The organism is Tepidibacter sp., assembly GCF_025210165.1.
Lineage (GTDB): Bacteria > Bacillota > Clostridia > Peptostreptococcales > Peptostreptococcaceae > Tepidibacter_A.
Genome location: NZ_JAOASI010000007.1, coordinates 16,907 through 39,871 on the forward strand (window position 1 = coordinate 16,907; position 22,965 = coordinate 39,871).

A 22,965-nucleotide genomic window follows, 5' to 3' on the forward strand; every position below is an offset into this window, starting at 1 on the left:
CGTGAAACATTATATGTGAAACATGAGGAGGATGAACATGAAGTTTAACGGAGGAAAATACGATGTTATAGTTGTTGGTGCTGGACATGCTGGATGTGAAGCCGCTTTAGCATCGGCTAGAATGGGATGTAAAACACTGATAATAACAATGTCTTTAGATTCTATAGCTTTAATGCCTTGTAATCCATCTATTGGAGGAACGGGAAAAGGTCACTTGGTTAAAGAAATAGATGCCCTTGGTGGTCAAATGGGTATAAATATAGACAAAACTTATATACAAAGTAGAATGTTAAACACTGCTAAAGGACCAGCTGTACACTCACTAAGAGCACAAGCTGATAAGTATGAATATCATAAAGAAATGAAAAAAGAACTAGAGAACCAAGAAAATCTAGAAGTTCTAATGGACGAGGTTGTAGATGTAATAGCTGATAATAATGTTATAAAAGGAGTTTCTACTAAGCTTGGTGCCATTTATGATTGTAAAGCTCTAGTTTTATCAACTGGAGTATATCTAAATTCTAAGATATATATAGGAGAGGTTAGCTTTTATGAAGGTCCTAATGCACTAGGATATTCTAAGCACTTGACTGAAAGTCTTGAGAAATTAGGACTTAGAATGAGAAGATTTAAAACAGGAACACCAGCTAGAGTTCATAGAGATACTGTTGATTTTTCTAAAATGGAAGAGCAAAAGGGAGATGATGTTATAACTCCTTTCTCATTTATGAATGATGAATTAGAGCTAAAGCAAGAACCTTGTTATCTTACTAGAACTACTGAGCATACTCATAAAATTATAAATGATAATATAAAAAGATCTGCTATGTATAGTGGAGAAATAGATAGTGTTGGACCAAGATATTGTCCTTCTATAGAAGATAAGGTTGTAAGATTTCACGACAAACTATCACATCAAACATTTATAGAACCAGAAGGTAATCACACTAAAGAAATGTATATACAAGGTATATCTACATCTCTTCCTTATGAGGTTCAAATAGATATGTATAGATCCATAACAGGTCTTGAAAATTGTAAGATAATGAGACCAGCTTATGCAATAGAGTATGACTGTATAGATCCTACACAGCTTAATCCTTCTCTTGAAATAAAGGGAGTTGAGAATTTATTCAGTGCAGGACAATTTAATGGAACGTCTGGATATGAAGAAGCAGCAGCACAAGGACTTATAGCTGGAGCAAATGCAGCTTTAAAAATACAAGGAAAAGATTCATTAATATTAGATAGATCACAAGCTTATATAGGAGTTTTAATAGATGATTTAGTTACTAAGGGAACTAATGAACCTTATAGAATGATGACATCAAGATGTGAATATAGACTTTATTTAAGACAAGATAATGCAGACTTAAGACTTACTCAAATAGGTAGAGATATAGGTCTTGTAAAAGATGATAGATACAATAAATTTATAAAAAAGAAATCTGAATTAGAACAAGAAATAGAAAGACTAAAAGAAGAAAGAGTTACTCCAAGTCAAGTAAATAAAAATCTAGAGGAAATGAATCTTCCTGGAATAACTACAGGTATTAGTCTTTATGAGTTCTTAAAGAGACCAGAGTTTGACTATGAACTATTAGAGAAATTAGGTAAAAAATCTGACTTAGAACTATCTAAAGCTATAAAAGAGCAGTGCCAAATAATATCTAAGTATGAAGGATATATAGGAAAACAGCTAAAGCAAATAGGTCAATTTAAAAAGCTAGAAAACAAAAGGCTAAATAAAGACTTAGATTACTCTAAAATAAGCGGATTAAGACTTGAGGCTAGACAAAAACTAGATAGTATAAAGCCTATATCAATAGGACAAGCATCTCGTATTTCTGGAGTTTCTCCTGCTGATATATCTGTTTTATTAATATACCTTGAGCAACTTAGAAGAGGTAGAGGTGATAAGAGTGAGTAATAGAGATATTATAAAAGATGGTCTTAAGCAGCTTAATATAGATATAAGTGAAACCAATATAGATAAATTTGAAAAGTATAAGGATATACTACTTGAGTGGAACAAGCATATGAATCTTACTGCAATTGAAGATGAAAAAGAGGTTTATATAAAACACTTTATAGATTCTATAGCTTGCATTAATTCAGAATATATAAAAGAAAATGATAAAATAATAGACGTTGGAACAGGAGCAGGTTTTCCTGGTATTCCTTTAAGAGTATGTATGGACAGCTTAAATTTGACATTACTTGATTCTCTTAACAAAAGAATCAATTTTTTAAAAGAAGTTTGTAATAACTTAGAACTTGATAATGTCGAGTTTGTGCATGGAAGAGCAGAGGACTTTGGAAAAGATGAAAATTATAGGGAACAATATGATGTAGCAACAGCAAGAGCGGTTGCCTCCTTACCTGTTCTTTTAGAGTATTGTACCCCTTTTATAAAGGTTGGAGGATACTTTGTTTGTTTAAAAGGACCTTATCTTAATGAGGAATTAAAAGAATCTAAAAAAGCAATCGACGTTTTAGGACTTGAATTTGTACAAAAAATAGATGTAAATCTTCCTTTTACAGACATAAAACACAATATAGTGATTTTTAAAAAAATAAAAAATACTCCAACAAAATATCCACGAAAAGCGGGGAAACCATCAAAAACCCCTATAAAGTAATGAAAAGGGTGTCAGAAAAGACTCATATTTCCCAAGAAATAAAGTAAGTTGTCGTATAAAAATATTAAGAATATAGAAGGGATATGAATATTTTTGCAGAAAGTATTATTGGATAAATAAAGTTTTAAACAAATTTTATCATATTTCTTCTAGAGAGAGGGATATTATGGAAGATAAAAAAATTATGGAAATACCTATAGATACGATAATTCCAAATCCATATCAGCCAAGAAGAACTTTTTCAGAGGCTGCATTGAATGAATTAAGCGAATCTATAAAATGTTTTGGAATACTTCAGCCTATTACAGTTAGAAAAATAAGTGATAGCATGTACGAATTAGTAGCAGGAGAGAGAAGACTTAGAGCTTCTAAAAAAGCAGGACTTAAGTATATACCAGCTATAATAAATAATTTATCGGACCAATCCTCTGCTGTACTTGCACTTATTGAAAACTTACAAAGAGAAGATTTAAATTTCATAGAAGAAGCTTTGGGATATGAAAACTTAATAAAAGATCATAACTTTACTCAACATGAACTAGCTCAGAGTGTAGGAAAAAACCAATCAACTATTGCAAATAAGCTTAGAATACTTAGATTATCAGATGATATAAAGGAAAAGCTTATTGAAAATGGTTTGACTGAAAGACACGCTAGGGCTCTTCTTAAACTACCAGATGATGATTATAAAAATCAAGTCTTAGATACAATAATTAAGAATGAGTTAACTGTTAAGAAGACAGAAAAACTAATAAAAGATATACTAGAAGATTTAGCTACACCTAAGGAGCCAGAAAAAAGACAAACTATAAAAGCATCTCTTAATTTTAAAATATATTTGAACACATTAAAGAGTGCTTATAATGCTATAGTAGATACAGGGATAAATGCTAAGTATAAAGAAAATGATAAGGGAGATCATATCGAAGTTGTAGTTAAAATTCCTAAAGCTTAAGATTACTGTATATACGGTAATCTTTTTTTCAAACTTGTAAGGAGTTAAAGGGGGAATTACATTGGGAAAGATAATTGCTGTGTTTAATCAAAAAGGGGGAGTGGGTAAGACTACCACGAATGTAAACCTAAGTGCATGTATAGGACAGTTAGGTAAAAAAACATTGGTAATAGATTTAGATCCTCAAGGAAATACCACCAGTGGATTCGGGATAAATAAAGAAGAGCTTGATTTTACTATATATGATGTTTTATTAGGAGAGAAAGAGATAAAAGACACTATAATAGATACAGACTTTGAAAATATAAGCATATTATCATCGTCAACAGAGCTTGCTGGTGCTGAAATAGAGCTTACAGGAATAGAAAATAGAGAATTTATATTAAAAAATGTGCTAGATACAGTTAGAGAAGAGTATGACTATGTATTTATAGATTGTCCACCTTCCCTTGGAATGTTGACAATAAATTCTCTTGTAGCAGTAGATAGTGTATTAATACCTATACAATGCGAATATTATGCACTAGAAGGTGTTAGCCAATTAATGGAAACAATATCCTTAGTTAAAGAAAATCTAAATCCAAATCTTGAAATTCAGGGAGTGGTTCTTAGTATGTTTGATGGAAGAGCCAATTTGTCAATTCAAGTAGTTGAGGAAGTTAAGAAGTTTTTTAAGGGAAGTGTTTATACAACTATTGTTCCAAGAAATGTTAGACTAGCTGAAGCACCTAGCCACGGAAAGCCAGTTGTATATTATGATTCAAAGTGTAAAGGTTCCGTAGCTTATATAGAACTTGCTGAGGAATTTATAGACTTAGAAGAGGATGTGATATAGATGGCTAAAAATAGATTAGGAAAAGGATTAAGTGCATTGATACCAAAGAATAAGACAGTTTCATCTGAAAAAGAAATAATAAATCTGAAAATAAGTGAGATATATCCAAATAAAGATCAGCCTAGAAAGATATTTGATCAAGAAAAAATAAGTGTACTATCTGAATCTATAAAAAATTATGGGATACTTCAGCCTATAGTAGTGAAAAAAGAAGAAGAAGGATACATGATAATAGCAGGTGAGAGAAGATTTAGAGCTGCCAAAATGGCAAAACTAAAGGAAATGCCGGCAGTTGTAAAAGACTTACCAATTAAAGATATAATGGAAATAGCTTTAATTGAAAATTTGCAAAGAGAAGATTTAAATGCAATAGAAGAAGCTATAGCTTATAAAAGTCTCATAGAAAATTATAAGGTAACTCAAGAAGAAATATCAGAAGCAGTAGGAAAGAGTAGGCCTCATATAACTAATACATTAAGGCTTTTAAATTTAGATGATAGAGTGATTAAGTTAATAGAGGAAGGTCAAATAACTCCAGGTCATGGGAAAGCTCTTCTTAGAATAGAGAATAAAAACATTCAATATGAGATAGCTCTTAGAATAATAAAGGAAACTTTATCTGTTAGAGAAGTTGAGAATCTATCTAAGAATATGACAGATAAGAAACAACAAAAAAGTAAAAATATCAATAAAGATCCTTTTATAGTAAATATAGAGGATAAATTAAGAGATGTATTTGGAACAAAGGTAAATATATTAAAAGGTAAGAAAAAAGGAAAAATAGAAATAGAGTATTATAGTGATGAAGAACTTGAAGGAATACTAGAACAAATACTATAAAACCAACATTAGGAGGGTCCATATGATATATTTAGATAATGCTGCAACAACTTTTCCAAAACCAGATAAAGTATATGAAGAAGTTTTAAACTGCATGAAAAACTATGGAGCAAATCCTGGAAGAGCAGGACATAAGTTAGCCTTAGAAGCTGGTAGAACAATATATGAAACGAGAGAAAATATATGTAAGCTATTCAATATAGATAATCCTATGAATATAGTATTTACAAATAATGCAACAGATTCATTAAACCTTGCGATAAAAGGATTTGTAAATGAAGGAGATCATATAATAACAACAAGCATGGAACATAATTCAGTAGTAAGACCTATTAAAGCTTTAGAGAAAATAGGAATTACTAATACTATTGTAAAGTGTAATGAATGTGGAGAATTAGATGTAAAAGATATAAAAAAAGCTATAAAAGATAATACAAAGCTTATAGTAACAACACACGCATCTAATGTATGCGGAACACTAGTAGACATAGAAGCTGTAGGTAAAATTGCCAGGGAAATGAATATAGCATACCTTGTTGATGCTTCCCAAACAGCAGGAGTCTATAATATAGATGTTAAAAATATGAATATAGATATGCTTGCACTTCCAGGACATAAAGGATTATTAGGACCTCAAGGAACAGGAATTTTATATGTAAGTGAAGGAATAAGCCTTAATCAATTAAAAGAAGGTGGAACTGGTAGCAAATCAGAAGAGTTAACTCAGCCAAACATAGTTCCAGATAAATACGAATCAGGAACTCCAAATACTCCTGGTATAGCAGGTCTTAATGCTGGAATAGAATTTATATTAAAAGAGGGAATTGATAATATAAGAAAGCATGAGGAAGAATTGACTGAGTATTTCCTAAATGAACTTAGATTAATACCTATGATAAAAGTATATGGAACAAAAGATTCAAAAAAACAAGCAGCTGTAATATCTATAAATGTAGGAGAACAAGATTCATCTGAAGTAAGCTTTATACTAGACTCTGTATTTGATATAGCTACAAGATCAGGACTTCACTGTGGACCATTAGCTCATAAGACACTTAACACATTAGAACAAGGAACAGTTAGATTTAGTATAGGGTACTTTAACACTAAAGAAGATATAGATAAGGCTGTTAAGGCTTTAAAAAGTATTGTTGATGAGATTAAATAAACTAAAAAGTAGCTACCTAGATTTCGTACAAACGAAATACAGGTGGCTATTTTAATTTTATGGGGGGTCATAAAACTATCTATAAAAGCACCGCGAATGCAACGATATTTTGAATATAACTAAGATTTTATCTTATTAATAATCCTAAAATTTACGAACTCCCTACGGTCAGACACGCAAATTTCTTAACGGATTATTAAACGCTAAAACCTAAGTTATATTAGTCAAAATATCTAAAAGCATTCACTAACGCTTTTATAGACAGTTTTAATATTAGTCTTTTAATCACTAGAAAATTGATATCACAAGATTTAGTTTACATTTAATATTTTAAAAGCATTCTTTAAGAAATTTTCAATAGAAGTTATTCCAATACATTTAAATAAGTATGTGAATTTTATATACTCATTTCTAGAGTTACCAAAATCTCTTTCTTTTAAAATGCCGATTAAAGCTTGAGAAAAACATTTTCGTTCATTTACAGGTATACCTTTCATATAAAGTAGATGATTTAAAGCTCTAGGTAAATGCCATAGATATCTTCTATGAGTAGCTTTTTCAAATACATCTGATACGAGGGTATTGTAAGCTATAGCCCGTCTGTAACAACATTATCACAAGTCTACTTGGATAAATTTCTATTTATAGATTTTAAAGATTTATTTATTTTGGAAAAATTTCTATTAAAAGATGCTAAAACATCTTTTTTTTATACCAAAATATTAAATTGTATATAGTATATAAAAAGAGTGGAGGGAAGAAGAAATTAGTTTTTGAATATAAAAAATTTTATTTATAATTTGATTTTCAAAAACAGGTGGCTTACAATGTAAAAAATAATAAATAGGAGGTGAGGTAAATGCTTAAATGCATATATATAAAAATTTGTAAAACATACAGAAAAAACTATAGAAAAATGAAAAAGATACAAAGAATTATTTTTCCTTTTATTCTTATAAATCAAATTACACATTGCATTTTTTTCTTCTTAAAATTATTTAATTAGATTAATATCATAATAATTAGTACTATATTTTGCAATCATATATTTCATTTTTTAGTTTATGATTGAGGTTTTATATGACAAAGTACATTAGGCAAGTTGATTTATACAATGAATATACTTGTTTTTTTATTCTAAAATCGAACTTTGCCTCGATACTTTTGTCACAGGAAAAAGGTAAAAAATAATGCCATATTCAAATTGATTTTATATCTAAGAAACATACTAAAAAATAAATGGGATTAAAATGTTAGCGAATGATTTAAATATTTTTGTATAAAACTAGAATTACAGCGTTTTAATATCCGTTAAGAAAGTTCGTTGTTTGACCGATAGGGAGTTTAGAACTTTTAGGATATTGAATAAGATGTAATTCTTAGCTTTATTAAAAATATTTAATACATGAGCGGTATTTTAATCCCATTTATTTTGGATTAACAGCTATTTGAGTTTTGTTATACACTAAATTTTAAAATATTATTAAATATAATTATAAAACACTATATTTTAATCAAATATTAAGTTATAATTAAATTGAGATAAGACTACCAGTCATCATATTAATTTATTGTGGAGGAGTATATATGCAAATACTTAGCTTAGGGGAAAAAATTAAAAAGCTTAGAAAAGAAAAAAATTTAACTCTTAAAGAGTTAGCAGGTAATAGAATAACTGCTGCTCAAATAAGTCATATAGAGAGGGATAAATCATATCCAAGTCAAGATTTATTAGAATATTTCGTAGAAAAGCTAGAAGTTAGTATAGATTATTTATTAGAAAGCAAAGATATGCAAGCTAGAAAAATAAGTAATAACTTATTGACGAAGAGCGAAATCTATATAAAATCTAATAAAATAGAAGCTGCCAAAGAAGAAATATGTAATGTAATAGAGATCTGCAAGGAATACAAATTAGATAAAACTTATGGAAAGGCACAATATTTATTAGGTGTAGTTTATTTGAATGAGAAGAAATATGAATTAGCTATAGATAACTTTGAAAGAAGTTTGGTATTAAATGTTAAAACTGGTAATTATGAAAAAGTAATACAGTGTTATATACAATTAGGAAAAATATATTTAGAAGAAGGGTTTATAAAGGTTGCACTAGATAAATTTATACAAGGGGAAAACCTTTTTTTAGAATATTCTATAGATAATAATGAGATACAAAAGGAAATATACACGTATAAGTCATTTTGCTATATAAAACTTGAGAATAATGAAAAGTCTTTATCATATGCAAAGAAAATACATGAAATAGAAGAAAAAGAAAAAAATATAAAACAAAAAGCAAATAGCTTATTTTTAATAGGAAGTAATCTTTTAGATATGGGAAGATGGGATGAATCTAAAGTTTACTTAAATAAAGCATTACAGATATATAAAGAAGAGGACAAGAAGAATGAATATGCAAAAATACATATAACTATGTCTAGGATATATAGAAAAATAGGAAAATATGAAGATGCTCTTGAATGTGTAAAGAAAGCTTACATAACAAAAAGAGAGTATGAAGATGTAGAATTGATGAAAATATTGTTTGAATATATAAAAGTATTAATAGAAATTGGTGATTTTGAAAATGCTAAAAAATATTCTAAAAAATCATTATCTATAGCAATAAAAATGAAAAATAAAAAATTAGAATATAAATCTTTAAAATATTATGCTAAGGTATATAAAAAGCAAGGAGATTTAAATATAGCAATAGAGCATCTAAAGAAATGTTCATATATAATAGAAGAGATTGGAAGTAAAAAAGAACTAGCAGATTTATATATAGAGCTTGCTCAGACATATTCTGATATATCTAAAGAGAGAGAGTTAGAATATTATACTAAGGGTATAAGTATATATAAAGAATTAGATATAATAGAAAAATAGACTCTTTCAAAAAGAGTCTATTTTTCTAGTATTATGTATGTAAGTAGAAAATTAGAAGGAATGATTTAGGTGAAGAAGAATAAGTTTATAATAATTTCTATTATATTAATAATAATATTTTTAAATCCAAAAACTATAAATAACTTTAAAAGTAAAATAATTGATTCTAAAGTTAGCATAGAAGAAATAAAAGAAATATCGTATGGATATTCAAGTAATACCTCATTCATAGAATATAGAGATGGTTTTTTAATGTATGATGGAAAATCTTTAAAATATATAGACAATGAGGCTCAAAGGGAATTTGATTTAAATATAAGAATAGAAAATTATAGCATAGATACAAATAATTCAAATATATACTTATTAGATAAAATAAAAAAAGAAGTGTATATAATAGATAAAAAAGGAGTTTTAACTAAAAAAGTAAGCTTAAAAGAAAATGCTTTAACGGTAAAGGCTTTGTATAATGACAATTTTTTAATTCACTATACAACCAATGTAGAGGTTGAGGGGGTTAAGCTTTATAGTTATAAAGGGGAAGAGATTCAGGATATATCAATACCTCAAATAACAATCAATTTAGTAAATATAGATAAAGATACTAGTAATTTTGTAATAAGTGGAATTACCATTAAAGATGATAGACTATATAACAATATATTTTACTATAATAAAAAAGGAGAATTGATTTTTTCCTATAATATAGAAAATAAAGTATTTGTAAAAACTATGTTTTTAGATAAAAAACTAATTTTAGCAGACCCAAACTATATAGAAATTAAAGATTTGAGTAATGAAAAAGCGAAAAAAATAAATTTAGATGAAGAAATACAATACATAGATATTATAGATGATGAAATAGTAGTTATAGATTCTAATAAAAAGATTATATATATAGATAAGCTTGGAAAAGAAAAAAATAAAGAGATTGACATGAAAAATATAAAAGGGATTAAAAATATAGGGAATAAAGATATAATATACTCAGATAGAAGCATATACATTCCCCAAAATAAAGAAAAAAAGGATTTTACAAAGGATATATTAGATGTATTTACAATATATAACAATAGTGTTATAGTCATTTTTAGAGGATATGTCAAGTTTTTAAATGTAGACTAAGGCGGTGAGTTCATGAATTTAAATTACATAGATTTTGTAATAATAATACTAATAGGAATATTTGCTTTAAAAGGATTTCATTTGGGATTTATAAGATCGTTATTTAATTTAGGTAAATATTTGATATCAATATTTATATGCAAGATGTGGTATAAAGCTTTAATTGATTATATTATTCAAAATGAGAGCATATACACCCCTTTAAGCAAATTTATAAATAATATACTAATAAATATAATGAAAAATGATGCTTTAACTAAAGTAGCAACAAAGACTTTAATACAAGTAATGATTATTCTTATTATATTTATTGTTAGTAATTTAGTATTGGAGATAGCTATAAATCTTATAGATGATATATTTAAATTTGCACCACTTAATATTTTAAATAAAAGTATGGGATTTTTATTTGGAGCATTAAAAGGATTCTTGATTTTATTAATAATACTTACTTTAGTTCATCCGTTTTTAATTATATTTGAAAAACATCAGCTTATAATAGATTTGAACAACTCATTTTTACTTAAATACTTATATATGTATAACTTTTTATTTAAATATTTCAATGATTTTATTGAAATATTTAATAATTACAAGGTATGGAGTATGTTATAATAATTATTAAAACGGATTCGTATAGGAGGTATTTATGAGAATAGAAGTAGACGCAAGAGGACTTAATTGTCCACTTCCAGTTATAAAAACTAAAAAAGAATTAGATAATATTAATGGTGGGATAGTAATTACTATAGTAGATAATGAAATAGCAAAGGAAAATGTATTAAAGCTAGTAAATTCAATGAAATGTCAATCAAAAATAGATCAAAAAGAAGATAACTATTATATAGAAATTACAAAAGGTCAGATTGAAGAAATTGAATTTGTAGAAGAAGACTCTATTAAGAAGCAAGAAGTAGATGATAATACAGTTGTATTTATATCATCAAATGTTATGGGAAAAGGATCAGATGAACTAGGAGAAATCCTTATCAATGGATTTATATATACATTATCACAAACGACTCCGTATCCAAAGTCAATAATATTTGTTAATTCAGCAGTTAAATTAACTACAGAAAATGAAAATACTGTAGATAATTTAAAATTATTAGAAGAAGAAGGAGTAGAAATATTGTCTTGTGGAACATGCTTAGATTATTTAAATCTAAAAAGCATGTTAAAAGTTGGACAAATTTCTAATATGTACGACATTGTAGAAAGGCTTAGAAAATCTAGCAATACTATAAGTATATAGATTATAATAAAAGATCAAAAGGAGAAAAGAAATGCACGATATGTATGTAATAAGTTTTAATTCAACCCATCATGCTATAAGATTTGAAAAAAGATTAAAAGAATTAGAATTAAATATAAAAACAATTCCTACTCCAAGAGAGATAACTTCTAGTTGCGGTTTGTCTATAATGTTTTCAAAAGACAATATAGAAACGGTTAAAAATAATATAGATGATTTGAAAATAGATTATTACGGAGTATTCAATATAAAGAAAAAAGAAGAAGGAAAAAAAGAATTAACTAAGCTGTACTAGGAGGAATTCAAATGCCTATAAAATTAGAAATAGGAGACAAAGTAGTTCTTAAAAAAAATCATCCTTGTGGAGGAAATACATTTGAAATAATGAGATGTGGTATGGACTTTAGGGTAAAGTGTGACAATTGTAATAAACAATTGTGGATAGAAAGATTAGAACTTGAGAAAAGAATAAAAAAGTTAATAAAAAAATCAGAAGAAAAATAGAAAAAAAATTAACAAAGACAACGGTTACGAATATTCTGCAAATTAGTTTATACGTAGGCAAATAATTATAAAGATGATATAATTAATTTCAGATAAATACGGGAAAAAGTTTTCCTTTGTATTTATAATCTTTGGAGGTGTTTTTTAAATGGCTGTAAAATTTGCTGATCGTATGGATAATCTTAAAGCTTCTGAAATTCGTGAATTGTTAAAATTAACAGAAAAACCAGAAATAATATCTTTTGCAGGAGGACTTCCAGCACCAGAATTATTTCCAGTTGAAGAAATGAAAGAGGTTGCTGTTAAAGTTCTTGAAGAAGGTGGAAAGCAAGCGTTACAATATGCTGCCACAGAAGGATTTAAACCATTAAGAGATGTAATTGCAAATAGAATGAATGAAAAATTCGACACTAAAGTTAGTGCTGATGAAATATTAATAACAAGTGGTTCTCAACAAGGATTAGATTTCTCAGGAAAGATATTCTTAAATGAGGGTGACGTTGTTTTATGTGAGAGTCCTTCTTACTTAGGAGCATTAAATGCATTTAAAGCATATGGACCTAAATTCATAGAAGTTCCAACTGATGAGAATGGAATGATAATGGAAGAGCTTGAAAAGATACTTGAAACAACTGAAAATATTAAAATGATATATGTAATCCCAGATTTCCAAAATCCAACAGGAAGAACTTGGCCTTTAGAAAGACGTAAAAAGTTCATGGAAATAGTAAATAAATTTGAAATACCAGTATTAGAGGATAATCCATACGGAGAGTTAAGATTTGAAGGAGAAATATTACCTTCATTAAAATCTATGGATGAAAAAGGATTAATAATATTCCTTGGAAGTTTCTCTAAAATATTCTGTCCAGGATTCAGAATTGGTTGGGTATCTGCTGATAAGGAAATATTAGAAAAATACATAATGATAAAACAAAGTGCAGACTTACAAACTTCTACAGTAGGACAAAGAGAAGTTGCTAAATTCATGGAAATCTATGATTTAGACGCTCACGTAGCAAAAATTATAGATGTTTATAGAGTTCGTAGAAACTTAATGTTAGATACTATGAAGGCTGAATTCCCAGAAGGATTAAAATATACTTACCCAGAGGGTGGATTATTCACTTGGGTAGAGCTTCCAAAAGGAATAGATGCTAAAGATGTAATGGCTGAGTGTTTAAAGAGCAATGTAGCTTTTGTTCCAGGAGGATCATTCTTCCCTAATGGTGGAAAAGACAATACATTCAGATTAAACTACTCTAACATGACAGATGAAAGAATAGTTGATGGAATAAAGAGACTTGCAGAAGTATTAAAGAAATTTGTTTAATATAAAAAGAGTGGCCAATTGGTCACTCTTTTTTAAAAAATAATTTGACTTTTATCAAAAATAGTGATAGAATTTGGAAGATGTGAGATTAATCTCATTTCTCTGCTCTAATAAATATTAGAGCCGTCTAAGTCCAAAGGGAGGTGAATTATAATGAAAAAGTATGAATTAATTTATGTATTAAAGTCTAATCTAGAAGATGAGGCTAAGCAAAAGATACAAGACAAAGTTAAGAACATAATCGAGTCTGAAAATGGACAAGTAGATAAGGTTGATGTTTGGGGTAACAAGAAATTAGCATATCCTATACAAAAACTTTCTGAAGGATACTATGTATTAGTTAACTTCACTGCTGGAATTGATGTTCCAAAAGAAATCGAAAGAAACTTAAAGATTACAGAAGATTCAATAAGACACATGATTGTAAATATTGAAGCTTAGTAATTAATATTAAGGTGGTGTTTTTATGAATTGTGTTGTATTGGTGGGTAGGTTGACTAGAGACCCCGAACTTAGGTACATTGCAGGAACAGGTAAGCCTGTTGCCACCTTTTCAATAGCTGTAAATAGATCTTATGTAAATAAAGAAGGAAAAAGGGAAGCTGATTTCTTCAATATCGTAGTCTGGGGAAAACCAGGAGAGAACTGTGCAAACTATCTTGCTAAAGGAAGACAGGTTGCAATAAAAGGTGCGCTTCAAACTAGATCTTATGAAGCTCAAAATGGAGAAAGAAGGTATGTAACAGAAGTTGTTGCAGAAAGAGTAGAGTTTTTAGAATCTAGAAGTAGATCTGAAAATCAAGCTCCTTCAAATACTGGATTTGAAAAAACTTTTGAACCTGTTGGTCTAGATACAGGTGGATTCCAGGCATTAGACGATGAAGACATTCCATTCTAGAGAGAAGGAGGGAAACTGTTATGATGAACAAAAAAAGACGTCGTAGAAAAAAGGTTTGTTCTTTCTGCGCTGATAAGAACGTTAAAATAGATTACAAAAATACAGGAAAATTAGGCAAGTATATAACAGAAAGAGGTAAGATATTACCAAGAAGAATTTCTGGAACTTGTGCTAAACATCAAAGAGAATTAACTGTAGCTATAAAAAGAGCTAGAAATATAGCACTTTTACCATACACAATAGATTAATAATAAACGAGCCTTATGGCTCGTTTTTTTAATGCTTAAGAAAATTATGAGTCACCGCGTTAGCGAGTAGACGAATTTTTTATTCTGTAAATGAATTAAGTTTTATTTTATATGGTATAATTGTATATTGAGGGGGGATGTACTTGAAAATAGATAGAGATCTTGATGTAACTAAAAATATAAAGATAATAGAATGGTTAAAAACAGAGATTTTGAGCAGTGTATCAGCTTTATACGAGATTATGCTAAAAGGGGCTAGTTATACAGATGAAACTATTCAAGATATTCTAGCTAATATAATAATGGTTACTTATTTACTTGGAAAAAGATTAGGCTTTAGCTTTTGTAATATAGATAAAAAAATAAAAGAGAAAATAGTAAGAGCTATAAATGATGACCATAAGGTTGAAAAGTGGTATGGCGATTTGAGTGAGCTTAAAGAGCATATAAAGCTTAGGGAGTGATAAATTTTTATGCAAATTAATAGTAGTAAAAAATTGATGGAGGTTTCCATATTATCGTGTATAGGAGTAATATTCGCTTTGGCATCAACCTATATTCCGTTTTTAAGTATATTTTTTATGTTTAATGGAATACCATATACGATAATAGCGGCTAGATGTGGGATGAGATACTCTATTATGAGCTTGTCTATATCTCTAATAATTTTAATGATGGCTACTAGTCCCATATCTGCACTTATATTTGCTTTATTGTTTATTCCGTCTATGATTATAGGGTATAATATTTATAAAAATGACAACCCTTTTGATAATATAGCACTTGGGAGCTTATGTTATATACTAATGATGATGTTATACATTAAGTTATCTATAATTTTATTTAATATAGATATAATTAATCTATTTGATGACATGTTAATTAAGTCTATACATGTTCAAAAAGATTTGATGAACACTTTAGGTATTAAGATGAATGAAACAGAGTTAAGTAACTTAGTAGAAACTGCTTCAGTATATATTCCTAGTACATTAGTTGTTATACCATCTATAGTTATTTCATTCATCAATTATTATGTATCGGTATTTATATTGAGAAGGATAGAAAAAGATGACAATAAATTACCTAAGATAAAAGATTTTTCTTTGCCAGGTAATATACCTTTTGGAATAGTTTTAATATGTTTAGCTACTTTGCTTATAAAACATATAGATGGGATTTACTATAGAGCTATAGTTCTGAATTTAGAAATGGTTATACTTACTTTGTTCTTAATTCAGGGAGCTTGTGTTTATAGTTATTTCCTAGATACAATAAATATAAAAAAAGGAGTTAAAGGTTTTCTACTTACAATATCTTTTGTTATAAAACCTATAGCTTTAATTGTAACTATAATAGGTATGTTGGATTCTGCAATGAATTTTAGAAAGATAAGAAGGTAATTAGGAGGGGCTTATGAAAGATAAGCTATATTTTAAATTTAAATCTCAACAATTTAATATAAATATAATAAGTATATTTTTGATGAGTTCAATAATACTTTATTATAATTTTTATTTAGGTGGAATTTCATTTTTATTATTTCTTTATTTAATATATTATAATTTTAATCTTAAGTATAAAAAGAAGAATGAATGGATTCAAACTATGGAGGAATTATCTCTTGAAATTGACGATACAATAAAGCAAACTATACTTAGATTACCTATACCTTTATGTATTCTTGAATTTGATGAGAGCATAAGTTGGTATAATAAAAAATTTTATAATATGGTTAATAAAGATAATATACTTCATAAAAATATAAAAGAAATTATGCCTGATTTAAGTTTGAGAAAAAAACTAAATGAGACAAAAGAACTTTATACAGAAGTTGATTTTAATGATAAAAAGTATACTATAGTTTATAATATGGTTAAGATAAAGAAAAATAAAGAAATCAAGTATGTTATAGTTATGTATTGGTTAGATAAAACAGAATACATTAATCTAGTTAATAAATACGAAGATGAGAAATCTGTTATAGCATTAGTTCAAATAGATGAATATGATGAGGTTTTAGAAAGTGCAAATCAAGATGTTAGGCCTCTTATTAATGCTGAGCTAGAGAGAAAGTTAAATACATGGGCTTTAAGCTTAAACGGAGCTTTAAGAAAAAATAGCAAGGATAAGTATACTTTGATAATAGATTCTAAGAATCTTAGAGATTTAGAACAAGATAAGTTTACTATATTAGATGAAATAAGAGATATAGATCATGGAAATACACTGCCTCTAACTCTTAGTATAGGAATAGGGTGTATGGGAGATACTCATGAACAAAACCTTAAGTATGCTATTAGTGCACTTGATTTAGCACTTGGAAGAGGTGGAGATCAGTCTGTTATAAAAAGAAAAGATAAATCTATATTCTATGGCGGGAAATCAAAGGCTGTAGAAAAAAAGAATAAGGTTAGATCAAGGCTTATAGCTTATGCTTTAAAGGAACTAATACTTGAATCTGAGGATATTTATATTATGGGTCACAAATATCCAGATTTAGATGCTATAGGAGCAGGTATTGGTATATATGATATATGTAAATTATTAAATAAACATGCAAATATAGTTATTCAATCATCTAATTCTTCTATAGATTTATTTATGCAAAGAGTTGAAGAAAATGAAAACTATAATGATATATTTATATCAAGAGAAGAGGCTATAAGAAACTGCAATAAAGACAGCTTAGTTATAGTTGTTGATACACATAGACCAAATTTTACTGAATGCGAAGAATTACTTAGAATATCTGAGAAAATAGCAGTTATAGATCATCACAGAAGAGGTGTAGAATTTATAGATAATGCAGTTTTAATGTATCATGAAACTTATGCATCATCTACATGTGAGATGGTAACAGAGCTTATACAGTATATAGATAGTAAAACTAGTATAGATAATCTAGCTGCAGATGCTTTACTTGCTGGAATAACTTTAGATACTAAGAACTTTACTTTTAAGACTGGAGTTAGAACATTTGAAGCTGCTGCAACACTTAGAAAGCTAGGAGCAGATACAACATCTGTAAAGAAACTGTTCCAAGGAGATTTAGATAATTTTATAGTAAAGGCTCAAATAATAAAAGATGCTAATATAATAGAGAATATTATAGCTATTTCTGTTTGCGAGGATGGTATTTCAAACTCCAAATTAATATCAGCTCAGGCTGCAGATGAACTTTTAAATATAAAAGGAATAAGAGCCTCTTTTGTATTGGGAAAAGGTAGGGATGATACAGTATTCATAAGTGCAAGATCTTTAGGAGATATAAACGTACATATATTCATGGAAAAATTAGGCGGAGGTGGCCATATAGATGTTGCAGGAGCTCAGCTTAAGGATATTTCTATTGAAGATACAGTTAAACTTTTAGAAGAATTAATATTAGAATATTTGAAGGAGGAGTAAATTATGAAGGTTATTTTATTAAAGGATATAAAAGGAACAGGTAAAAAGGGAGATGTAATTAATGCTAGTGATGGATATGCAAGAAACTATTTGTTTCCAAGAAAATTAGCTAAAGAAGCAACAGCCGGAAATATGAAGATATTAAATGAACAAAACACAGCTAAAAAGATAAAGGCTGATAAAGAACATGAAGAGGCTAAAGTCTTAGCAGAAAATATGAAGGAGCTTGTTTTAACTTTGTATTCTAAAGCTGGAGAAGGTGGAAGATTATTTGGATCTATAACTTCAAAAGATATAGCTACAGAATTAAAGAAAAAGCATAAGATAGATGTAGATAAGAGAAAAATATTAATTGATGAGTCTATAAAGTGCTTAGGGGCAAGATATGTTGATATAAAAATACATCCTAAGGTTGTTGCTAGAATAACAGTAGATGTAAAAGAGAAAAAATAATATTTAGGAGAGATCGAAATGGAACAAACAGGAAGGATTCCTCCTCATAGTATAGATGCTGAACAGTCTATTCTAGGATCTATACTTCTCGATAAAGATGCTGTTGTAGCAGTTTCTGAGATAACAAAGCCAGATGATTTTTATAAAGAAGCTCATAAAGAGATTTATGAAGCTGTACTGAGCCTTTACAGAAACAGTGAACCGATAGATATAATAACATTGACAGAGGAAATGAAAAAGAGAAATACTCTTGATATTGCAGGTGGAATCACTTATTTAACTCAGTTATCAACTGTTGTGCCAACGACATCTAATGTTAGAAATTATGCAGATATAGTAAGAGAAAAGTCTATACTAAGAAAGCTTATAAAGGCTTCTTCTGATATTCTTGATATAGGATATAGTAATGCAGAGGGTGTTACTAATACCCTTGAAATAGCTCAGAAGAAGATATTTGATATATCTCAAGAAAAAACAAATGATAATTTCAAACCTATAAGTGAAGTTCTTATGACTGCATATGACAGCTTAGAGGATCTTTATAAAAACAAGGGAAAGATAACTGGAATAACAACTGGATTTATAGATCTTGATAGAAAGACTAATGGGCTTCAAAGAACAGATTTAGTTCTAGTAGCTGCTCGTCCTGCTATGGGAAAGACAGCTTTCTCTCTTAATTTAGTTCAAAATGCAGCTATGAAGGATAATATATCTGCAGCTGTATTTAGTCTTGAGATGTCAAAGGAACAGTTGATTCAACGTATGTTATCTGCTCAGTCTCATGTGGAACTTAATAAGCTAAAGACTGGTAATTTAGATGAAGATGATTGGCCAAAGCTTATAGAGGCTATGGGAGCTCTATCAAAGGCAGAGATATATATAGATGATACACCAGGCATAACTGTAATGGAGATGAGATCAAAGTGTAGAAGACTTAAAATGGAAAAAGGTCTTGATTTTGTATTAATAGATTATCTTCAACTTATGGAAGGTGATATTAAGGGAGAAAGTAGACAGCAAGAGATATCTAAGATATCTAGATCTTTAAAGATACTTGCAAAAGAGTTAAATTGTCCTGTAATAGCTCTATCTCAGCTTTCTCGTGCACCAGAATTAAGAGCAGATCATAGACCTATACTATCAGATCTTAGAGAATCTGGAGCAATAGAGCAGGATGCAGATATAGTAATGTTCCTTTATAGAGATGAATATTATCATCCTGATTCTGAAAAGAAAAGTATTGGTGAAATAATAATTGCAAAGCATAGACATGGAGAAACTGGTACAGTTGAGCTTGCTTGGCTTGGAGAGTTTCAGAAATTTCATAACTTGGCTAGGAACATATAGTAATTATGTTTAAAAATAATTAAGAATGGGTATAAATTTAATATAACAAATATAGGGGGTTAATATTATGAACTTATACTTAAATGAGCTTGAATTATTAAAGGTAGCTAGAGATATTGAAGAAGAGGGATTTAGATTTTATACACAAGCTATGGAAAATGCAGAAAATGAGGATATAAAGAAAATATTTAAGTTATTAGCAGATGAAGAGAAAGTTCATGCTAGTTTATTTTCAAAAATATATTCATATGCAAAAGAAGAAAATCTAAATGATGATGATTATATGTTTGATGAGCAAACATCAGCTTATCTAAAAGCTATAAGTGATACAGCTATATTTAACACTAAAGGATTAACTAATGATAAAATAAAAGATATTAAAGATTCTAAAGATGCATTGATAATAGGAATGCAAGCAGAAAAGGATGCGATACTTTTTTACAGCAATCTATTAAAAGTTGCTAAATATGAACAAACTAAAAAATATTTAAAGCAGCTTATTGAAGAAGAAAATGGACATCTAGAGAACTTAATAAATATATACAAATCTATATAAAGTATTATTAAAGCCAATATCTGTGGAATTAATCCACAATAGATATTGGCTTTAATTTTCGTGTAAATTATCAACATATATAATAGTTTATACATATTTAAGGAAGAATAAGTTATTATGCTGTGGATAAATGTAAATAGAATCAATTAATGTGTATATACGTGGATAATTCTGTATATAGTTATCAAAAGGCATTAGAATAAAAGTACAAACAAACATATCCACATTATCCACAGAAAACTTGTTGATAGTTGTGGATTAAATAAAAAACAAAAAAATCAAATATATTGATTTAAATACGTATGTTTGATAAAATAAATGAGGAAGTGTTCGTTATTATATATAAAGAGGTGGTCTTTAATGTCAAGTGTAGCAATAGTGGGATCTCAATGGGGAGATGAAGGAAAAGGTAAAATAATAGATTATTTAGCAAGAAAAGCAGATGTTGTAGTAAGAGGCCAAGGAGGAAATAATGCAGGACATACATTAGTAGTTAAAGACAAAAAATATGCACTTCATTTAATTCCTTCAGGGATATTAAATCCTAAGACTATAAACATAATCGGAAATGGAGTAGTGTTTGATCCTAAGGGATTCTTAGATGAAATAAAGATGCTTAAAAAAGATAATATAGATACTAAAAATATAAAAATAAGTGATAGAGCACATGTTATATTTGAATATCATAAAAAGATAGATGAGTTAGCAGAAAACTCAAGAGGAGATAATAAAATAGGGACTACTAAAAAAGGAATAGGTCCTTGCTATATGGATAAAACAGAAAGATCTGGTATAAGAATATGTGATCTTTTAGATGAAGAAATATTTAAGGAAAAATTAAAAGCTCAAGTAGAGAAGAAGAATGAAATAATAGAAAAGATATACGGTGGAGAAAAATTTGATTTTGAAAAATTATATGAAGAGAATTTATCATATATAAAAGAGATAAAAGAATATGTAGATGATACATCAGTGATATTATATAATGCTTTAAAAGAAGGAAAAAAAGTATTATTTGAAGGAGCTCAAGGAACATTACTTGACCTAGACTTAGGAACTTATCCGTATGTAACTTCTTCTCATCCAACATCAGGAGGATTCTGTGTTGGTTCAGGAATAGGACCAAACATGGTAGAGGATGTGCTTGGAATAGTAAAGGCGTATACTACTAGAGTTGGAAAAGGACCATTTGTAACAGAGTTATTTGATGAGACTGGAGATCAAATAAGAAAGAATGGAAATGAGTTTGGAACAACTACTGGAAGACCTAGAAGATGTGGATGGTTTGATTCTGTAATAGTTAGATATGCAGCAAGAGTTAATGGACTTACATCTATGTCTTTAATGCTTTTAGATGTATTAACTGGATTTGAAAAAGTTAAGATATGTACAGGTTATAAGTTAGGTGATAGAGTTATAACAGAATTCCCAGCTTCATTAGAGCTTATAGAAAAGTGTGAGCCTATATATGAAGTGTTAGATGGATGGAGTGAAGATATAACTTTGGCTACAACGTTTGAAGAGCTTCCTGTAAATGCTCAGAAGTATGTTCAAAGAATAGAAGAGTTAACAGGGGTAAAGGCTAGTATAGTATCTGTTGGACCTAAGAGAGTTCAAACTATTATAAGACAAGAGTTATTGTAAAAGCAATTATAGAAAACTAGATTTCGTATAACGGGGTCTAGTTTCTTTTTTAGTGGTTAATCAAAAACTGTCTATAAAAAATACCGCAAATACAACGATATTTTGAATATAACTAAGCCTTTATCTTATTAACAATCCTAAAATTTACGAACTCCCTGCGGTCAAACACGTAAATTTCTTAACGGATTATTAAACGATAAAAGCTAAGTTATATTAGTCAAAATATCTAAAAGATTTTCTAACATTTTTTATAGACAGTTTTAGTTGGAATCAATATCTTAATAATATGTAATTATATATTATAAGATTTATATTTATTTATTATTTTTAATAAATCTTATTAAAAAAGTTTAATATAGAAAAAATATAATAAATTCATTTTTATAAGAAAAATAAATCCTAATACGGAGAAGAATATGTACATTAAATGGATTGCTTAAAATAATTTAAAAAAATTAGTAAAAAGTGTTGACATATGTAGAAAAAGCTAGTATTATATATACTTGTCAGCAGGAAAAAAACACATGACAACACATGACCCATTAGCTCAGTCGGTATAAGTAGAGAACCGAAATTTCTAATTTCGTGTGAATCACTTAGTGGTACATTAAGTATCAAGGCTAAAATAATGGAGAGAAGAAATTTTCCAATGATATGACCCATTAGCTCAGTCGGTAGAGCACCTGACTTTTAATCAGGGTGTCCCGCGTTCGAGTCGCGGATGGGTCACCAAGGTTTGGCCCCTTGGTCAAGCGGTTAAGACACCGCCCTTTCACGGCGGTAACAGGGGTTCGATTCCCCTAGGGGTCACCATTAATAATTGGGCTCATAGCTCAGCTGGGAGAGCACCTGCCTTACAAGC

General features: G+C 28.6%; 23 protein-coding genes, 2 tRNA genes and 1 pseudogene. 25 read left to right on the plus strand and 1 reads right to left on the minus strand.

Annotation, left to right across the window (positions count from 1 at the left end; translation table 11 throughout):
• Positions 1 to 37 precede the first annotated feature (37 nt).
• The 6 genes from mnmG to N4A48_RS00525 all read left to right on the plus strand — a co-directional run bounded on the left by mnmG (position 38) and on the right by N4A48_RS00525 (position 6,440).
• Entirely contained in the window at positions 38 to 1,930 is a 1,893-nt protein-coding gene (mnmG, locus tag N4A48_RS00500) for a tRNA uridine-5-carboxymethylaminomethyl(34) synthesis enzyme MnmG (RefSeq protein ID WP_293663714.1), read from the plus strand.
• A complete protein-coding gene (gene rsmG, locus N4A48_RS00505; protein WP_293663715.1) occupies positions 1,923 to 2,642 on the plus strand; it encodes a 16S rRNA (guanine(527)-N(7))-methyltransferase RsmG in 720 nt (239 codons plus the stop codon). Before mnmG ends, rsmG begins: the two co-directional genes overlap by 8 nt.
• A gap of 166 nt (positions 2,643 to 2,808) precedes the next feature.
• On the plus strand, positions 2,809 to 3,597 hold the full coding sequence (noc, locus tag N4A48_RS00510) for a nucleoid occlusion protein (RefSeq protein ID WP_293663716.1): 789 nt from the start codon (positions 2,809 to 2,811) through the stop codon (positions 3,595 to 3,597).
• A 61-nt stretch (positions 3,598 to 3,658) separates the two neighbouring features.
• A complete protein-coding gene (locus N4A48_RS00515; protein ID WP_293663717.1) occupies positions 3,659 to 4,432 on the plus strand; it encodes a ParA family protein in 774 nt (257 codons plus the stop codon).
• Complete coding sequence (locus N4A48_RS00520) at positions 4,433 to 5,272, plus strand: ParB/RepB/Spo0J family partition protein (protein ID WP_293663718.1); 840 nt, start codon at positions 4,433 to 4,435, stop codon at positions 5,270 to 5,272.
• Between the two features lie 22 nt (positions 5,273 to 5,294).
• On the plus strand, positions 5,295 to 6,440 hold the full coding sequence (locus tag N4A48_RS00525; RefSeq protein WP_293663719.1) for an aminotransferase class V-fold PLP-dependent enzyme: 1,146 nt from the start codon (positions 5,295 to 5,297) through the stop codon (positions 6,438 to 6,440).
• A 332-nt stretch (positions 6,441 to 6,772) separates the two neighbouring features.
• Here the strand turns inward: N4A48_RS00525 and N4A48_RS15025 are convergent.
• Positions 6,773 to 7,116, minus strand: a pseudogene (locus N4A48_RS15025) (ISH6 family transposase); the annotation flags it as partial.
• A gap of 911 nt (positions 7,117 to 8,027) precedes the next feature.
• Between N4A48_RS15025 and N4A48_RS00535 the strand changes: the two are divergent.
• The 19 genes from N4A48_RS00535 (at position 8,028) to N4A48_RS00625 (ending at position 22,916) form a co-directional block, all read left to right on the plus strand.
• Positions 8,028 to 9,329, plus strand: coding sequence for a helix-turn-helix transcriptional regulator (locus N4A48_RS00535; RefSeq protein ID WP_293663721.1), 1,302 nt, complete (start codon positions 8,028 to 8,030; stop codon positions 9,327 to 9,329).
• A gap of 69 nt (positions 9,330 to 9,398) precedes the next feature.
• Positions 9,399 to 10,454 (plus strand): DUF5711 family protein, encoded by a 1,056-nt coding sequence (locus N4A48_RS00540; protein ID WP_293663722.1) that lies wholly within the window; start codon positions 9,399 to 9,401, stop codon positions 10,452 to 10,454.
• 12 nt (positions 10,455 to 10,466) lie between these two features.
• The gene (locus tag N4A48_RS00545) at positions 10,467 to 11,069 is read left to right on the plus strand and encodes a CvpA family protein (RefSeq protein WP_293663723.1); all 603 of its coding nucleotides are present in this window, start codon (positions 10,467 to 10,469) and stop codon (positions 11,067 to 11,069) included.
• A 34-nt stretch (positions 11,070 to 11,103) separates the two neighbouring features.
• The gene (gene yedF, locus N4A48_RS00550; protein ID WP_293663724.1) at positions 11,104 to 11,709 is read left to right on the plus strand and encodes a sulfurtransferase-like selenium metabolism protein YedF; all 606 of its coding nucleotides are present in this window, start codon (positions 11,104 to 11,106) and stop codon (positions 11,707 to 11,709) included.
• A gap of 31 nt (positions 11,710 to 11,740) precedes the next feature.
• Entirely contained in the window at positions 11,741 to 12,004 is a 264-nt protein-coding gene (locus tag N4A48_RS00555; protein WP_293663725.1) for a DUF3343 domain-containing protein, read from the plus strand.
• Between the two features lie 11 nt (positions 12,005 to 12,015).
• Complete coding sequence (locus N4A48_RS00560) at positions 12,016 to 12,213, plus strand: DUF951 domain-containing protein (protein ID WP_293663726.1); 198 nt, start codon at positions 12,016 to 12,018, stop codon at positions 12,211 to 12,213.
• Positions 12,214 to 12,361: 148 nt separating this feature from the next.
• Positions 12,362 to 13,546: an aminotransferase-like domain-containing protein gene (locus tag N4A48_RS00565; protein WP_293663727.1), complete on the plus strand. Its 1,185-nt coding sequence runs from the start codon at positions 12,362 to 12,364 to the stop codon at positions 13,544 to 13,546.
• Positions 13,547 to 13,699: 153 nt separating this feature from the next.
• On the plus strand, positions 13,700 to 13,987 hold the full coding sequence (gene rpsF, locus N4A48_RS00570) for a 30S ribosomal protein S6 (RefSeq protein ID WP_293663728.1): 288 nt from the start codon (positions 13,700 to 13,702) through the stop codon (positions 13,985 to 13,987).
• A 25-nt stretch (positions 13,988 to 14,012) separates the two neighbouring features.
• Positions 14,013 to 14,444 carry a single-stranded DNA-binding protein gene (locus tag N4A48_RS00575; RefSeq protein ID WP_293663729.1) on the plus strand — a complete coding sequence of 144 codons (432 nt, stop codon included), beginning with the start codon at positions 14,013 to 14,015 and terminating at the stop codon, positions 14,442 to 14,444.
• A 20-nt stretch (positions 14,445 to 14,464) separates the two neighbouring features.
• On the plus strand, positions 14,465 to 14,692 hold the full coding sequence (rpsR, locus tag N4A48_RS00580) for a 30S ribosomal protein S18 (RefSeq protein ID WP_293663730.1): 228 nt from the start codon (positions 14,465 to 14,467) through the stop codon (positions 14,690 to 14,692).
• Between the two features lie 137 nt (positions 14,693 to 14,829).
• Positions 14,830 to 15,156 carry a MazG-like family protein gene (locus N4A48_RS00585; RefSeq protein WP_293663731.1) on the plus strand — a complete coding sequence of 109 codons (327 nt, stop codon included), beginning with the start codon at positions 14,830 to 14,832 and terminating at the stop codon, positions 15,154 to 15,156.
• Between the two features lie 9 nt (positions 15,157 to 15,165).
• Positions 15,166 to 16,095 carry a YybS family protein gene (locus N4A48_RS00590; RefSeq protein WP_293663732.1) on the plus strand — a complete coding sequence of 310 codons (930 nt, stop codon included), beginning with the start codon at positions 15,166 to 15,168 and terminating at the stop codon, positions 16,093 to 16,095.
• 13 nt (positions 16,096 to 16,108) lie between these two features.
• The gene (locus N4A48_RS00595) at positions 16,109 to 18,103 is read left to right on the plus strand and encodes a DHH family phosphoesterase (protein ID WP_293663733.1); all 1,995 of its coding nucleotides are present in this window, start codon (positions 16,109 to 16,111) and stop codon (positions 18,101 to 18,103) included.
• Positions 18,104 to 18,106: 3 nt separating this feature from the next.
• Complete coding sequence (rplI, locus tag N4A48_RS00600; RefSeq protein WP_293663734.1) at positions 18,107 to 18,556, plus strand: 50S ribosomal protein L9; 450 nt, start codon at positions 18,107 to 18,109, stop codon at positions 18,554 to 18,556.
• A gap of 18 nt (positions 18,557 to 18,574) precedes the next feature.
• Positions 18,575 to 19,903 (plus strand): replicative DNA helicase, encoded by a 1,329-nt coding sequence (gene dnaB, locus N4A48_RS00605; protein ID WP_293663735.1) that lies wholly within the window; start codon positions 18,575 to 18,577, stop codon positions 19,901 to 19,903.
• Between the two features lie 67 nt (positions 19,904 to 19,970).
• Positions 19,971 to 20,459, plus strand: a complete 489-nt coding sequence (locus tag N4A48_RS00610) for a ferritin-like domain-containing protein (protein ID WP_293663736.1) — start codon at positions 19,971 to 19,973, stop codon at positions 20,457 to 20,459.
• A 360-nt stretch (positions 20,460 to 20,819) separates the two neighbouring features.
• Positions 20,820 to 22,103 (plus strand): adenylosuccinate synthase, encoded by a 1,284-nt coding sequence (locus N4A48_RS00615; RefSeq protein ID WP_293663737.1) that lies wholly within the window; start codon positions 20,820 to 20,822, stop codon positions 22,101 to 22,103.
• Between the two features lie 656 nt (positions 22,104 to 22,759).
• A tRNA-Lys gene (locus N4A48_RS00620) sits at positions 22,760 to 22,835 on the plus strand.
• Between the two features lie 6 nt (positions 22,836 to 22,841).
• A tRNA-Glu gene (locus N4A48_RS00625) sits at positions 22,842 to 22,916 on the plus strand.
• Positions 22,917 to 22,965 lie beyond the last annotated feature (49 nt).